Below are 14,738 nucleotides of genomic sequence, written 5' to 3'. Positions count from 1 at the left end.
GGAATCGATCGAAGGATGAGGATGGGCGAGACGGACATCACCGACACCCGGCGGCGCATTGCCTCGCACCTGGTCGGCCGCGAGCGCGAACTGGAACTCGCGCTCGCGGCCGTGGCCGCGGGGCGCGACCTGGTGCTCGAGGGGCCGCCGGGCACGAGCAAGACCACGATGCTCAAGGCGATCACCGAGGAGTGGGGCATCCCGCTGCTGTTCGTCGAGGGCAACGCCGACCTGACCCCCGCCAAGCTCGTCGGGCACCACAACCCGGCCCGGGTGCTGAGGGAGGACTACAGCGCCGACAACTTCGTCGCCGGACCCCTCGTCGAGGCGATGCGGCAGGGCGGGTTTCTTTACATCGAGGAGTTCAACCGAGCGCCCGAGGACACCCTGAACACCCTGCTCACCGCGATGGCCGACCGGGCCGTCGAGGTGCCGCGGGTGGGCCGGGTCGAGGCGCAGCCCACCTTCCGGGTGATCGCCTCGATGAACCCCTTCGACAACGTCGGCACCACCCGGCTGTCGACGAGCGTCTCCGACCGGCTCAACCGGATCGTCGTCGGCTACCAGGACGCCGAGGCCGAACGGGGGATCGTGGCGTTGCGCACAGGACTCCACGGCGAGCTCTCGGAGCGGATCATCCCGGACGCGGTCGCCGTCACGCGGGCGACCCGCGAGCATCCGGATGTGCGTCAGGGCTCGAGCGTGCGCGGCGCGATCGACTGCGCACTGGTCGCGCACGAGCTGTTCGAGCTTCGGGGCCTGCCGGCGCCGACGCAGGAGGAGTACCAGGACACGGTCTTCGACGCGATGCTCGTGGCGCTGTCCGGCCGCATCCACGTCGACGAGGCGGCGGAGACGACCCCGGAGCGGGTGCTGCGGGAGATCTGGGAGGACCGTTTCGTGCTCGAGCCGGCCCGGGCGGATCCGGGATGAAGAGCGGTCGAGGCCGATTCGCCGATCAGCCGCAAGACGGATGCGCGACCGCCCTCGCGGAACGCGAAGCCGCTGCGGCGGAAGCCGAAGCAGCTGACCGAGGATCCGACGGTGTTCAGCATCGCCGGCAGCGGCTCGGGGCTCGTCATGAGACCGCAACCGGGCCGCGGGTCGGCGGCGGCGACGAAGCCGAGCGCCTCGGGGGCCGGGTTCACCGACGACGAGGGGTCGTTGGCGCTGGAGGAGGAGACGGCAACCGTCGATCCCGCCGTGCGGCTCCGCGCCGCGCAGATCGCCGCACGACTGTCGGTGCCGAAGCCCGTGGCCGACACGGCGAGGGACCGGGGCGCCGGGCGCTTCGGGAGCGTGGCCTACCGGGGGAGCAGCGACGACATCGACCTCGACCGCACCTTGCAGGTGCTGGCCGAGAAGCCGGTGCCGGACGACGAGGACATCGTCGTGCGCGAACGGGTGCGCGCGAAGCGCTCGGTGGTGCTCGCGGTCGACGTCTCGGGCTCGATGAAGGGCGAGCGGGTGCGCACCGCGGCGGCGACCGTCGGCGCGCTCGCCGGGGAGCTCGGGCAGGACGCGCTGTCGGTGATCGCGTTCTGGTCGGATGCGGTGGTGCTGCAGCGGCTCGGCGATCCGGTGCGGCCGATGGAACTGCTCGATGCGATGCTGCGGCTGCCGGCCCGCGGGCTCACGAATCTCGCCTTCCCGCTGCAGCTGGCCGCCGGGCAGCTCGCGGGCGTGCCGCCCCGGAACGCCCGCGTCATCCTGCTCTCCGACTGCGTGCACAACGCGGGGCCGGATCCGCGGCCGCTCGCCGGGCGGCTGCCGCGGCTCGACGTGCTGCTGGACACCAGCGGGGAGAAGGACGTCGAGCTGGGCCGGGACCTCGCGCGGATCGGGCGCGGCACCTTCCGGGCGATCCGCACCTTCCACGACATCGCGCCGGCACTGGGCGAGGTGTTCCGGCGATAAGTTTTGGCACCGAGTGTCAATAGTCGGGCTAGACTGGGGAATCAGTTCTCCCGACGACAGAGAGAGTGAGAGTTCAATGGCGAATGCATGGTTCGAGACGGTGGCCGAGGCGCAGCGCCGGGCCAAGAGGCGACTGCCCAGCTCGGTCTACGGAGCGCTGGTCGCGGGGTCGGAGCGCGGGCTCACGATCGACGACAACGTGGGCGCCTTCGGCGAGATCGGCTTCGCGCCGCACGTCGCCGGGCACAAGCCCGCGCGTGACCTGTCGACCACGATCATGGGGCTGCCGCTGTCGTTCCCGGTGATGATCTCGCCGACCGGCGTGCAGGCCGTGCATCCCGACGGCGAGGTCGCCGTGGCGCGCGCCGCCGCGAACCGGGGCATCACGATGGGGCTGTCCTCGTTCGCCTCGAAGCCGGTCGAGGAGGTCGTGGCTGCGAACCCGGACACCTTCTTCCAGATGTACTGGACCGGGACGCGGGAGCAGATGATCCAGCGGATGGACCGGGCCCGGAAGGCCGGGGCTCGCGGGTTGATCGCGACGCTGGACTGGTCGTTCTCGAACGGGCGCGACTGGGGGAGCCCGTCGATCCCGGAGAAGCTCGACCTCAAGACCATGGTGACCTTCGCGCCCAACGTGCTACCGCATCCGAAGTGGCTCTGGCAGTTCGCGCGTGCCGGGCAGCTGCCCGACCTGACCGCGCCGAACCTCCAGCCGCCCGGGGGCGACGCGCCCACCTTCTTCGGCGCCTACTACGAATGGATGCAGACTCCGCCGCCGACGTGGGAGGACGTCGCGTGGCTCCGGGAGGAGTGGGGCGGGCCGTTCATGCTGAAGGGCGTGACCCGGGTCGACGACGCGCGCCGGGCCGTGGATGCCGGGGTCACCGCGATCTCGGTCTCGAACCACGGCGGCAACAACCTCGACACCACGCCGGCGACGATCAGGATGCTGCCGTCGGTCGTCGAGGCCGTCGGAGACCAGGTGGAGGTCGTGCTCGACGGCGGGATCCGGCGCGGTGGCGACGTCGCCAAGGCCGTGGCCCTGGGGGCCCGGGCCGTGATGATCGGGCGGGCGTACCTCTGGGGGCTCGCGGCCAACGGGCAGGCGGGCGTGGAGAACGTGCTCGACATCCTGCGCGGTGGGCTCGATTCGGCGGTGCTCGGGACAGGTCACGCCTCGGTGCACGAGCTGAGCCGGGACGATCTCGTGGTGCCGGAGGGGTTCGAGCGGACGCTCGGTGCCGGGGCTGAGGACTCGGGCGGGGTGGGTGCCGCGGCCGGGGGCGCCGGGGGCGCCGGGGGTGCTTCGGGTGCTGCTTCGGGTGAGGGGTCGCCGACGCCGACGTCGCCCAAGGGTACGCGGCGGGCGTCGCCGGCGAAGCCGCTGGCGAAGGCGGAGGCCGAGGCGAAGTCGTAGGTGCGCGGTGACGTCGTCGGCTCGGGGGAAGTCTTAGGCACGCGGTAGCCTGACGTGGTGGCCGATGACGGACGGGACGGGCGAGCGCGGGGTGATGCGCCCCGCGGGGATGTGCTTCTCGGCGGGATGGCCTGGCCGGAGCTGCCCGAGCGGCCGCTCGTGCTCGTACCGGTCGGCGCCACCGAACAGCACGGGCCGCACCTGCCGTTCGACACCGACTCGGTGATCGCGGCCGAGACCGCCGAGGCGGTCGCCACACGACTGGTCACCTCGGGCCGTTCGGTCGTCGTGACCCCGGCACTTGCCTTCGGAGCGAGCGGCGAGCACCAGTCCTTCGCCGGCACGGTGTCGATCGGGCAGGAGGCCCTGCGCGCGGTCGTGATCGAGCTCGTCCGGTCGTTGTCGACCTGGGCCGGGCGGATCGTGCTCGTCATTGGACACGGCGGCAACATGTCGACTCTCGTGTCGGCCGTGCCCCAGCTGACCGACGAGGGGCACGACGTGTCGTGGGTGCCGTGCGCTCCGGCCGGGGCTCCGCCCGAGATCACGGATGCGCACGCCGGCCGGCTCGAGACCTCGCTGATGCTCTTCCTGCGGCCCGGGTCGGTGCGGCAGCCGCTGCCCGGAGCCGGGGACACCCGACCGATGCGCGAGCTGCTGCCGCTCCTCACCGCCTCGGGGGTCGGGGCCGTGTCGTCGTCGGGCGTGCTCGGCGACCCGACCGGCGCCACGGCGGAGGAGGGCGAGGAACTGTTCGCGTCGATGACGGCGGAGGTGGAGCGGCGGATCGTTCGCGCACAGCCGGATGCGCGGGGGTTGCTCGGCCGCGTCGGCGGGCGGGCGCGGCACGCGGGGGCCACGGGTGCTGACGGGCCGCGAGGGTGAGCGATCGTCCTGACGCCACAGGGCCGAGGCCGAGCGAGACGGGGGCACAGCTCGGGGTGCCGATCGGGAGCGTCGTTCGGCTGAACCGGCGGACGCGGGTGAGCGACGGCGGGCGGGCCCTGATCGGGGGTGCGCCGATCCGGGTGCTGTACCTCAAGCCCGCGGCGGCGGAGCTGTTCGAAGGGCGCGACCTGCGGGTGCGCGACCGGCCGTCCCAGGTGCTGGCCGATCGGCTCGTCGACGCCGGGATCGCCGACCCGGTCGTCGAGACGCTGCCCGAGGGCGATCTCTCCGAGGTGACCTACGTGATCCCGGTGCGCGACCGGCCGGAGTCGCTCGACCGACTGTTGGGGGCGCTCGGCGCGGGCGCATCCGTCATCGTCGTCGACGACGCCTCGCGCGACGTCGACCGGCAGCGGGCCGTGGTCGAGCGGCACGGCGCGCGGTTCCTGCCGCTGCCGGAGAACGTCGGGCCCGCCGAAGCCCGGAACGCCGGGCTGCGCGAGGTGACCACGGAGTTCGTGGCGTTCGTGGACTCGGACGTGGTGGCGCATCCGGATGCCGTCGCGACCCTGATCAGGCACTTCGCCGACCCGCGGGTGGCGCTCGTCGCGCCCCGGGTGCGCGGGCTCGTCGATGACGACGGGCGAGGGGCGAACTGGATCGGGCGGTACGAGGAGGCGCGGTCGTCGCTCGATCTCGGTGACGGTCCGGCGATCGTGCGGCAGCGGGCGACGGTGTCGTGGGTGTCGAGCACGTTCCTGGTGGGGCGGGTGGCGCTGCTCGAGGCGGGGTTCACCGCGGGGATGCGGGTGGGGGAGGACGTCGACCTGGTCTGGAACCTCGCCGACCGCGGGCTCCGGGTGCGTTACGAGCCGGCCGCCGCGGTCTTCCACGAGCATCGCACCACGACGGGTGCGTGGCTGGCGCGGAAGGCGTTCTACGGAACCGGGGCGCACCCGCTGGCGGTGCGGCATCCGTATGACATCGCTCCGGCGGTGCTCGCGCCGTGGAGCGCGGCGGTCGTCGCGGCACTGCTCGCGCAGCGGCGGTGGTCGGTGCCGGTCGCGCTCGGGATCTCGGCGTTCACGGCCTGGCGGTTGTCTCGGAAGCTCGGGCGGAGCGAGCATCCGCTGCGCGTCGCCGCCGGACTCACCGCGAACGGTCTCGTCGCGTCGCTCGTGCAGGCGACGGCGCTGCTGCTGCGGCACTGGTGGCCCGCGGTGCTGGTCGGCTGCCTGTTCTCGGCGCGGCTGCGGCGGGCGGTGGTGGTGGCGCACCTGGTGGACGTGGCGATCGAGCAGGTGCGGACGCGGGCGCGGCTGGATCCGGTGCGGTTCGGGCTGGCACGGCGGCTCGACGACCTCGCGTACGGCGCGGGCGTGTGGGTGAGCGCGGTGCGCGGGCGGTCGTGGCGGGCGTTGCTGCCGGACGTGCGGCGGCAGCGGTAGGGGGCTGGCGCGGCTGTTTCCCGGCCGACGATACGCGTGCGGTCGCCGGTGCTCGGGCGGCGGATTCCGGTGTCGGCGGGCGCTGGTATGGTCTGGTCAAGACGAACCGGGGAGGATGACGTGGGCCCGACGACGAGGCGCAAGGGGCGATGGTGGGGCGCGGCTCTGACCGCGCTCGTGCTGGTCGCCGGCGTCGTCACGACGGCCGGGATCGGTTCGGCGGCCGTGGGGTCGTCGGCTGCGGAAGCGGCTGTGCCGGGTGCTGCTGTCGCGGGTGCTGCTGTCCCGGCAGCGGTCGTCGCTTCGGCCACGCCCCCCGCGTTGGGTCCTCACACGGGGACCGCCGGGCCGGGAGCGCCGGGCAGCAGGTTCGGGGGAACCGCGTCCGACACTCCGATCGGCCCCGCCGCTGTCGCCGGTGAACTCGCGGCGACTGCTCCCTCGACCGCGTCGGCTGCCGCCGCATCCGCTTCTCTGGCCGGCTGGCTGCACGCCGACGGGGCGACACTCGAGAAGGCCGACGGCTCGCCCTATGTGATCAAGGGCGTGGCCTGGTTCGGCATGGAGACGAGCAACTGCGCCCCGCACGGGCTCTGGACGATCAGTCTCGACGCCGGTCTCGCGCAGATCGCGTCGATGGGGTTCAATACGATCCGGTTGCCGTTCTCGAGCGAGTGCCTCGCCGCATCCGCCAGCAACTCGATCAACGCCGGGGTCAACCCGACGCTCGTGAGCCTCAGCCCGCTCGAACTGATGGACCAGGTCGTCCAGCGGGCGAAGGCCTACGGGCTCAACGTCATCCTCGATCGGCACCGCCCCGATTCGGGGGCGCAGTCCGAGCTCTGGTACACCGCGCAGTACAGCGAAGAGAGCTGGATCGCCGACTGGACGATGCTCGCCCGCCGCTACCTCGCCGAGCCGACCGTGATCGGCGTCGACCTGCACAACGAGCCGCACGGCCAGGCCTGCTGGGGCTGCGGCGACCCCGCCCGCGACTGGCAGGCCGCGGCGACGCGTGCCGGTGATGCCGTGCAGGCGGTCAACCCGCAGCTGCTGATCGTGGTCGAGGGCGTCGAGAAGCAGGGCGACGGATCGTCGACCTGGTGGGGCGGCGGGCTGGCGGATGCGGGATCCGACCCGGTCGAGCTGTCCGTTCCCGGGCAGGTCGTCTACTCGCCGCACGACTACCCGGCGTCGATCTTCGCCCAGAAGTGGTTCTCTGCATCCGACTACCCGGCCAACCTGCCCGCTGTCTGGACCGGCAACTGGGGCTACCTCGCGACCGAGAACATCGCTCCGGTGCTGGTCGGGGAGTTCGGGTCGAAGCTCGAGACCGCGAGCGACCGCGCGTGGTTCGAGACGATGGTCTCGTACCTGAAGACGACGGGCATCAGCTTCGCCTACTGGTCGTTCAACCCCAACAGCGGTGACACCGGCGGCCTCGTGAAGGACGACTGGGTCACGCCGCAGGCCGAGAAGGTGGCGGCGCTGGCTCCGCTGATCGGCAGCGGGACGTCGGTGCCGGTGCAGACGCCGGCGCCGGGGACATCACCGTCCCCGACGAAGACGCCGGCGGCGCCGTGGCTGACGCCGGTCTCGCCGATCCCGGGCACTGCGCGGCCCGGGCCTCCGGGGCCGTCGCAGGCTCCGTCGTCGCCGGTGCCGGCGCCGTCCACGTCCCCCGGGTCACCGTCTACTCCGCCCGGGTCGCCCTCGGCCGGTCAGGGCGGTTCGTCGCAGGGAACGCCGTCGCCGTCCTCCAGCTCGGCGGGCGGATCCGGATCCCTCTCCGCCACCTGGACGGCCCAGAGCCAGTGGGACACGGGGTACATCGCCCAGATCGTCCTCACGAACACGGGGTCCTCGACGGGCTGGCGCATCTCGTGGCCCGATGCCGGGGCGACCTCCGTCGTGAACGCCTGGGGCATGGACTGCCAGGTCGCGTCCCGCACGGTCACCTGCACCGGCTCGCAGTGGGCGACGCCCGTGGCGTCCGGCCAGTCCGTCACGGTAGGCCTCCAGGTCGTCTCGACCGCCGCCCCCTACCGCCCCGCCCTCACCCTGGAGTCCCGCTGACCCTCACTGACCCCGGGGGCACACTGTCGCCGAGACGTCACTTGTTGTCGCTATTGAGTCGGTTTAGCGACAACAAGTGACGTCTCGATGGCCTTCGGGCGCCTCGGTGTCCGGGGGTCGAGGAGGAGCGCTAGCCCAGGGCGCGGGCCAGGCGCATGACCACGCGGTGGCGCGCGAGGCGGGCGAGGGTGGTGTCGCCGCGGCAGAAGCGCACGAAGAATCGCGCACCCACGGGCGTCTTCAGCATCAGGTGCACGAGCGCGCGCCGGCGCTCGAAGGCGGCGAGAAGCACGGCTCCGGCCCGCTGCTCGGTGCCGAGTTCGCTCTCGACCCGGTCGGTGTACCGGCCGAGCGCGCGAGTGTCACCCGCGACATGTGCGGCGGCGGCCGCGCCGGCCCAGAGCCCTGAGCGCAGGGCGAACGAGATGCCCTCGCGGGTCCACGGTTCGAGCAGCCCGGCGGCGTCGCCGGCGACGAGCACCGGTCCGCGTCGCAGCGGCGATCCGGATGCCCGCCACTGCGTGAGGTGCCCCGACGAGTGCAGGGTCTCGGCGTCCGCCAGCCCGAGGTGTCGACGCCACGCGGCGAGGTACTCGCGGGTCTCATCGGGGGAGCCCTTCCGCTGGATCACCCCGACGGTCAGCGACTCACGCTTCGGGAAGACCCAGGCGTAGCTTCCGGATGCGCCACCCCAGTCGAGCAGCACCCGATCGCGCCAGCGGCCCACGTCGGCGGGCATCGCGATCTCGTCCTCAAGCCCGAGGTCGACTCCGCCGGCTTTGACGCCGACGTACCGTCCCACCCGTCCGCCGGTGCCGTCGGCCCCGATCACGACCCGGGCGCGGAAAGTGCCGCGGTTCGTGCGGATCGTCACGATCCCGGTGTCGTCCACGTCGCGCGCATCCGATTCGTCCGATGCTGTCGCATTCGGTGCCATCGAATCCGGTGGCGTCGCACCCGGTGCGGTCGCATCTGATGTGTCCGGTGTGGATGAGTCCGATGCTGTCGCGTCCGTTGCCGTCGCGTCCGGTGCGCTCGCACCCGATGCTGCCGTCATGGCCTGGGCCGTCGCACCCGGAGACGCTTGGGTCGTCGTCCCATCTGCCGGAAGCGTGCCCGGGCGGAGAATCTCGCGAACGGTCACGTCGTCGCGGAACTCTGCGCCAGCATCCCGAGCCGCCTGGGCGAGCGCGTCGTCGAACTCGAGCCGGCGCACCAGGGCGAGGTACGGCGTGGGCTCGCGGAGGGTGAAGCGCGAGCGGAAGCGGTCGGTGACCACGGTCTCGCCCACCCGCGACTCGATGGTCGCCGCGGCGACCGGGGGGATGAGGGCGAGGGATTCGCCGAGGAGTCCTCCGCCGCAGGTCTTGTACCGCGGGAACGCGGCGCGGTCGAGCAGCAGCACCGACGCCCCGGCCTCGGCGGCTGCGCGGGCGGCGCTCGACCCGGCGGGTCCGGCGCCCACGACCACCACATCCCACACCACGTCACTCACCCTCCGAGCCTACGATCCCGCCCGCCCTCCTGCGCGCACCCGCCAGCCCGCGCTGACTTGCCCTCTCGCGCCCACCCCTCCCGCGCCCACTCGCCGTCTGTGCCAGCGGCCGGACGACGCACCGGGCCCGCGCAGGCGGCGATGGTACCGTCGCGGCATGGTGACGTTGGCGGGGATCGCGCCGGAGAGCATCCTGCTCGCGGGTGCCGGGCGGGCGATCCTGCTGCAGATCGCGCATCCGGCGATCGGGTACGGCGTGGCCCGGCACAGCGACTTCGCGAACCGCCCCATGGACCGCCTCCACGGCACCCTCACCTACATCTACGCCCTCTCGAACGGCACGCCCGACGATGTCGCGGCCGTGCGCCGGGCGGTCAACCGCGCGCACGGCCCCGTCAGCAATCCGCCGCGTGGTTCGGCCCACCGAGCACATCGAGCCCACGGCGTCGAGCTTGGGGAAGACGCCGCACCCACGAGCGACTCACCTCGAGCGCCGTCGCCGCAAGCCATGGACGCCGGAGATCCGCCATACGACGCCTTTGACCCGCAGCTGCAGCTCTGGGTAGCGGCGACCCTCTACGACACGGCCGTGCTGGTGTACGAGCGCGTCTTCGGGCCGCTCGGCGACGAGGAGGCCGAGCGGGTGTATCGCGAGTACGCCGTCCTCGGCACTGCGCTGCAGATGCCCGCCGAGCTGTGGCCGGCCGATCGCGCGGCCTTCCGGCGCTACTGGGACGAGACCGTCGCCGGGTTGCGCGTCGACGACACGATCCGCGGGGTGGCGGCCGCGCTGCTCAAGGCCGAGAGGGCTCCGTTGCCGATTCGGGCTGGGATGCCGCTGGCCCGGTTCGCGACGGTGGCGCTGCTTCCGGATGCGGTGCGCGCCCAGTTCGGCTACCCCTGGAGCGTCGTGCGCCAGCGCCGCTTCGACCGCCTGCTCGCGGCGATCGGGGCGGTGTATCGCGTGCTGCCCCCGCGCATCCGCCACTGGCCCCAGCGCTACTACCTGGCGCGCCTTCGTCGCGCGCGCCCCCGCCCCTAGCCCCGCGCCACCCACCGCTGGCGCCGAGAAGTCACTTTCGCGTCCAAAACCGCGATCGTGGACGTAAACGTGACTTCTCGGCGAGGTGAGGCGAGGCGTGGCGGGACGTGGGTGGGGGGATCGGGTGGTGGTCCTGCCCTCGAGGCGTCACTTGTGGTCGCTTGACAACCCCCTTAGTGACAAGGAGTGACGTTTCGCCGACAGGGCGGGCGGGGCGGACAGGAGGGGTGCTTCCCTCGAGACGTCAGTTGTGGTCGCTAAACGCCCCATTTATCGACAACAAGTGACGGCTCGGCGACATGGGAGGGGCTAGGGGGTGCCCGGGGCGTGGGAACGCGCCGACCAGCGGCCGTGGCGGTGCTCGATCTCGATGGGGTGCGCGAAGCACGCCGTGACGTTCGTGGTCGTCAGCACCGCGGACGCCGGCCCCACGGCCGTCAACCGCCCGGACGCGATGAGGGCGGCGTGGGTCGTCGAGCGCGGAAGCTCCTCGAGATGATGCGTCACCAGCACCGACGCCAGCGCGGGGTGCGCCCGCCGCACCGCGTCGAGCGTGTCGAGCAGCTGCTCGCGAGCCGCGACGTCGAGCCCGGTCGACGGCTCGTCGAGCAGCAGCAGCTCGGGGTCGGTCATCAGTGCCCGCGCGATCAGCGTGCGGCCGCGCTCGCCCTGCGACAGGGTCGTCCACCGCTGTTCGGTCTTGCCGGCGAGCCCGAGCAGCTCGATGAAGCCGTCGGCCCGAACGAGTTCGTCGCCGGTCGGCTGCCAGCGGGGCACGAGCTCGATCGTCCCGGTCAGTCCGGTCAGCACCACCTCGCGGATCGTCAGCGCCGATGTCAGCGGATGCCGCGGATTCACATGCCCGATCGACCGCCGCAGCTGCTGCAGCTCGACGCGCCCGATCCGCTGCCAGAGCACCGTCACGACCCCTCCGGTCGGGTGCTGCAGGGCGCCGCAGAGGCTGAGGATCGTGCTCTTCCCGGCCCCGTTCGGCCCGATCAGCGCCCAGTGCTCACCAGCGCCCACCTCGAGGTCGATGCCGTCGAGGATGCGGCGGCCGTTCCGCACGAAGCTCACGTCGCTGAGCTCGAGAACCGTGGTCATCCCTCTATTCTCGTGGCTCCGCGGGCCCCGCTTTACACCGGCTCTGGTGTTTTCGCCCCTCAGGACGCGGCGGGCCCGGTCGGCTCCCCGGCCGCAGCTTTGCGCCCCGCGGGCTTCTTGCGCCCGGCCGCCTTGCTCTCCTGCTTGACCCGGTCGACGAGGTCGCGCCAGGGCCCGTCGAGCGCGGTCTCCGGTACGGTCGCATCGCGCTCGGTGGCCGCCGCCTTCTCGGCGGGCGGATCGAGGATCACCCGGATCGTGTAGACGAACCGATCGGCACCACCGGGCGACCCATCCTCAGGCGACCCGTCCGTCCCCGGCGCCCCACCCGCCCCCGGTGCATCCCACGGGCACGACTCGACGAGCGACAACCACGAGTCGACGTCGGGCTCGGCCGAAGCCGTCACGGTCCAGCTTGGAGCGATCCCGGCCACCCCGCCCGAGCGCGCCACCGTGATGCGCAGCACCTGCGCGTCGTCGTCATCCTGGGGCCTGCTCATCACTCCTCACGCCCACGGTAGCCCATGCGCCCTCGACGGCAGAAGCCTCGGCCGAGCCCTCGCCGAACAGGCGGCGAGCGGAAGCGACGGTCGCCTCGGCGAAGGCCGCGAACGCGCTGTCCGGCTCCAGCGGCCCGGTGGCCTCGGTGATCGTGTCGTACCAGATGCGGCCCGCCTTCTCCCACGCCCTGCCACCGATCTCGATCGCCGCGAGCGCGAAGGCCCGGTTCGGGATACCCGAGTTCAGGTGTACCCCGCCGTTGTCGTCGGTCGTCTCGACGTAGCCGGCCATGTCGGCGGGCTGCGGGTCTTTTCCGAGCACGTCGTCGTCATACGCCGTGCCGGGCTCGAGCATCGAGCGCAGCGCCCGGCCCTCCACCGCATCCGTGAACAGGCCCTCGCCGATCAGCCAGCTCGCCTCGGCAGCGCTCTGCCCGCGGCTGTGCTGCTCGACCAGGGCGCCGATCACGTCCGAGAGCGACTCGTTGAGCGCCCCCGACTGACCCTGGTAATCGAGCCCGGCGGTGTACTGCGTGACGCCGTGGGCGAGCTCGTGACCGATCACCGAGAGTGAGGCCGTGAACCGGCCGAAGACCTCGCCGTCGCCGTCGCCGAAGACCATGCGCTCGCCGTCCCAGAACGCGTTGTCGTAGTCACGGCCGTAGTGCACGGTGGCGCGGAGCGGGAGCCCGCGGTCGTCGATCGAGCGGCGGCCGAAGGCGTCGAGGAGGAGCGCGTGGGTCGCCCCGAGTCCGTCGTAGGCCTCGTTGACGGCCGGGTCGTCCGTGGCCGGATCACCCTCGTCGCGCACCTTCTCGCCGGGCAGGGTCTCGCTGCCGGCCGCATCGTAGATCGTGCGATCGACCGCGGTCGGCGCATCCTGACCCGCGCGGGGCGGGAGTGCGGGTGCGGCCCCCTCGCGGCGCCGTTCGGCACGGAGCGGGGGTTCGGCCAGCAACGACCGCCGAGCCGCCTCGGCGGCCTTCTGCATGCCGGCGGAGTCGGCCTGGGCGAGACGGGCGAGCAGGTACGGAGGAACGATGGAGTGCGCCATGCGTGCGACCCTACGGCGGGCCGCCGACATCGCCCACAGGCGAGCGCCACAACGTCCACAGGGCCGCCCGACAACGCCCACAGGGCCGCCCGACATCGCCCGCGGCCCAGCGCGACATCGTCCCGAGGGCCACAGGAGGTCCCACCCGACCCTCGCACCCACCCCACCCACTGCCATGTCCGATTCCCGCTAGAGAGTGTCGGACGCCCGTGTGAGACTCGAGGCATGGACTTCGACGAGCGCTACCGCATCATCGGATCGCGGGATGCGCGGTTCGACGGCCAATTCATCACGGCCGTGCGCTCCACCGGCATCTACTGCCGCCCGAGCTGCCCCGCCCGCACGCCGAAAGCCACGAACGTCACCTTCTACGAGACCAGCGCCGCCGCGCACGAGGCCGGCTACCGGGCCTGCAAACGCTGCCTGCCCGAGGCCGTCCCCGGAACCCCGGCGTGGAACCTCCGCGACGACTTGGCCGCCCGTTCCATGCGCCTGATCGGCGACGGAGTCATCGAGCGCGAGGGCGTCGACGGCCTGGCCGCCCGCCTCGGCTATTCGCCCCGGCACCTCACCCGCGTGCTCACCCACGAACTCGGGGCGGGGCCGCTCGCCCTCGCGCGGGCGCACCGCGCGCAGACCGCCCGCACCCTGCTCACGGCGACCGACCTGCCGATGGCCGACATCGCGTTCGCGGCCGGGTTCACGAGCATCCGGCAGTTCAACGACACGGTGGGGGAGGTGTTCCAGCTGACCCCGTCGGCCATCCGGGCCCGTAGGGGTCGTGCCGAGACGGCGACGCCCGGTGCGCTGCGCCTCAGCCTGCCCTACCGCGAGCCCTTCGATGCCGAGGGAGTCTTCACCTGGCTCGCCGCCCGGGCGATCCCCGGGATCGAGCGGGTCGACGGCCGCTCCTACACGCGCTCGCTCCTGCTGCCGGGCGGGCCCTCCTGGTTCACGGTGCGGCACGAGCCGGGCCGGCCGCTCGACCTCGAGGCGCACCTCGCCGTGCTCGGCGATCTGCCGGTGCTGGTGGCGCGCATCCGTCGTCTGTTCGATCTCGACGCCGACCCGGTCGCGGTCGACGAGACGCTGCTGTCGGCCGCGCTCGCCCCCGGGCTGCCCGGCGGCCCCGAGCTGGCGGCGCGGGTGAGGGCGACCTCGGGCATCCGGATGCCGGGCGCCGTCGACCCCCACGAGATGCTCGTGCGGGCGATCGTCGGCCAGCAGATCACCGTCACGGCCGCGCGAACCCTCCTCCATCGCCTGGCCGTCCTGGCGGGTTCCCCCCTCGACCCCGCCGACCCCGTCGCCGACGGCGAATCGATGCGTCACTCCGAATCCGCGAACGAGAACCGAGTGCACGCGGCCGGGTCTGCAGACGGCGAATGGATGCCCACCGTCCTGTTCCCGACGCCCGCCCAGATCGTGGCGCACGCCGACGAGCTGCTGACCGGCCCCGTGCTCGCGGGGCCGCGCGCCAAGGCGGCGACGCTGCTCGCGGCGATGCAGGCGATCGCGGCCGGCGAGCTCGAGCTGACCTCGGGTGACGACCCCGTCGAGCAGCGGGCGCGGCTCGTCGCGCTGCCCGGCATCGGCGACTGGACCGCCGGCTACCTGGCGATGCGGGTGCTCGGCAGCACCGACGTGCTCCCGACCGGAGACGTCGCCCTACGCAACGGCGCCCGCGCCCTCGGAGCCCCCGCCACCCCGCGCGACCTCGCCGCCTGGTCGGCCCCCTTCGCCCCCTGGCGCACCTACCTCGCCCTCCACCTCTGGGGAGCGGCCCCGCCCCCC

The 14,738-nt window shown here is 72.8% G+C and carries 12 protein-coding genes; 8 read left to right on the top strand and 4 right to left on the bottom strand.

Annotation, left to right across the window (positions count from 1 at the left end; genetic code table 11):
- Nucleotides 1–21: 21 nt before the first annotated feature.
- From HSO01S_RS17600 to HSO01S_RS17575, 6 genes are all read left to right on the top strand, one after another.
- On the top strand, nucleotides 22–933 hold the full coding sequence (locus HSO01S_RS17600; protein WP_157079154.1) for an AAA family ATPase: 912 nt from the start codon (nucleotides 22–24) through the stop codon (nucleotides 931–933).
- A 111-nt stretch (nucleotides 934–1,044) separates the two neighbouring features.
- On the top strand, nucleotides 1,045–1,917 hold the full coding sequence (locus tag HSO01S_RS17595; protein ID WP_218003837.1) for a vWA domain-containing protein: 873 nt from the start codon (nucleotides 1,045–1,047) through the stop codon (nucleotides 1,915–1,917).
- A gap of 76 nt (nucleotides 1,918–1,993) precedes the next feature.
- Nucleotides 1,994–3,337 carry a pre-mycofactocin synthase MftD gene (mftD, locus tag HSO01S_RS17590; protein ID WP_084361814.1) on the top strand — a complete coding sequence of 448 codons (1,344 nt, stop codon included), beginning with the start codon at nucleotides 1,994–1,996 and terminating at the stop codon, nucleotides 3,335–3,337.
- A gap of 57 nt (nucleotides 3,338–3,394) precedes the next feature.
- On the top strand, nucleotides 3,395–4,222 hold the full coding sequence (gene mftE / locus HSO01S_RS17585) for a mycofactocin biosynthesis peptidyl-dipeptidase MftE (RefSeq protein WP_218003836.1): 828 nt from the start codon (nucleotides 3,395–3,397) through the stop codon (nucleotides 4,220–4,222).
- A complete protein-coding gene (gene mftF / locus HSO01S_RS17580) occupies nucleotides 4,219–5,673 on the top strand; it encodes a mycofactocin biosynthesis glycosyltransferase MftF (RefSeq protein ID WP_084361813.1) in 1,455 nt (484 codons plus the stop codon). Before mftE ends, mftF begins: the two co-directional genes overlap by 4 nt.
- A gap of 120 nt (nucleotides 5,674–5,793) precedes the next feature.
- A complete protein-coding gene (locus HSO01S_RS17575; RefSeq protein ID WP_245636054.1) occupies nucleotides 5,794–7,749 on the top strand; it encodes a cellulase family glycosylhydrolase in 1,956 nt (651 codons plus the stop codon).
- 130 nt (nucleotides 7,750–7,879) lie between these two features.
- On the opposite strand, the gene HSO01S_RS17570 is transcribed toward HSO01S_RS17575, so the two are convergent.
- Nucleotides 7,880–9,244 (bottom strand): FAD-dependent oxidoreductase, encoded by a 1,365-nt coding sequence (locus HSO01S_RS17570; RefSeq protein WP_157079152.1) that lies wholly within the window; start codon nucleotides 9,242–9,244, stop codon nucleotides 7,880–7,882.
- A 157-nt stretch (nucleotides 9,245–9,401) separates the two neighbouring features.
- Between HSO01S_RS17570 and HSO01S_RS17565 the strand changes: the two genes are divergently transcribed.
- Complete coding sequence (locus HSO01S_RS17565) at nucleotides 9,402–10,286, top strand: oxygenase MpaB family protein (RefSeq protein ID WP_066043885.1); 885 nt, start codon at nucleotides 9,402–9,404, stop codon at nucleotides 10,284–10,286.
- A 309-nt stretch (nucleotides 10,287–10,595) separates the two neighbouring features.
- Here the strand turns inward: HSO01S_RS17565 and HSO01S_RS17560 are convergent, their stop codons facing one another.
- From HSO01S_RS17560 to HSO01S_RS17550, 3 genes are read right to left on the bottom strand one after another with little or no spacing between them, the layout of a single operon-like run.
- Nucleotides 10,596–11,390: an ABC transporter ATP-binding protein gene (locus HSO01S_RS17560; protein ID WP_066043882.1), complete on the bottom strand. Its 795-nt coding sequence runs from the start codon at nucleotides 11,388–11,390 to the stop codon at nucleotides 10,596–10,598.
- A 59-nt stretch (nucleotides 11,391–11,449) separates the two neighbouring features.
- Entirely contained in the window at nucleotides 11,450–11,890 is a 441-nt protein-coding gene (locus HSO01S_RS17555; RefSeq protein ID WP_066043879.1) for a protealysin inhibitor emfourin, read from the bottom strand.
- Complete coding sequence (locus tag HSO01S_RS17550; RefSeq protein ID WP_066043876.1) at nucleotides 11,871–12,944, bottom strand: M4 family metallopeptidase; 1,074 nt, start codon at nucleotides 12,942–12,944, stop codon at nucleotides 11,871–11,873. Before HSO01S_RS17550 ends, HSO01S_RS17555 begins: the two co-directional genes overlap by 20 nt.
- A gap of 225 nt (nucleotides 12,945–13,169) precedes the next feature.
- Here HSO01S_RS17550 and HSO01S_RS17545 point away from each other — a divergent pair.
- The coding region (locus tag HSO01S_RS17545) for a DNA-3-methyladenine glycosylase 2 family protein (protein ID WP_066043871.1) at nucleotides 13,170–14,738 on the top strand (1,569 nt) is incomplete at its 3' end.

The organism is Herbiconiux solani NBRC 106740 (genome assembly GCF_001571005.1).
In the GTDB taxonomy this organism is placed as follows: domain Bacteria; phylum Actinomycetota; class Actinomycetes; order Actinomycetales; family Microbacteriaceae; genus Herbiconiux; species Herbiconiux solani.
This window is presented reverse-complemented; position numbering and strand designations above follow the sequence as displayed.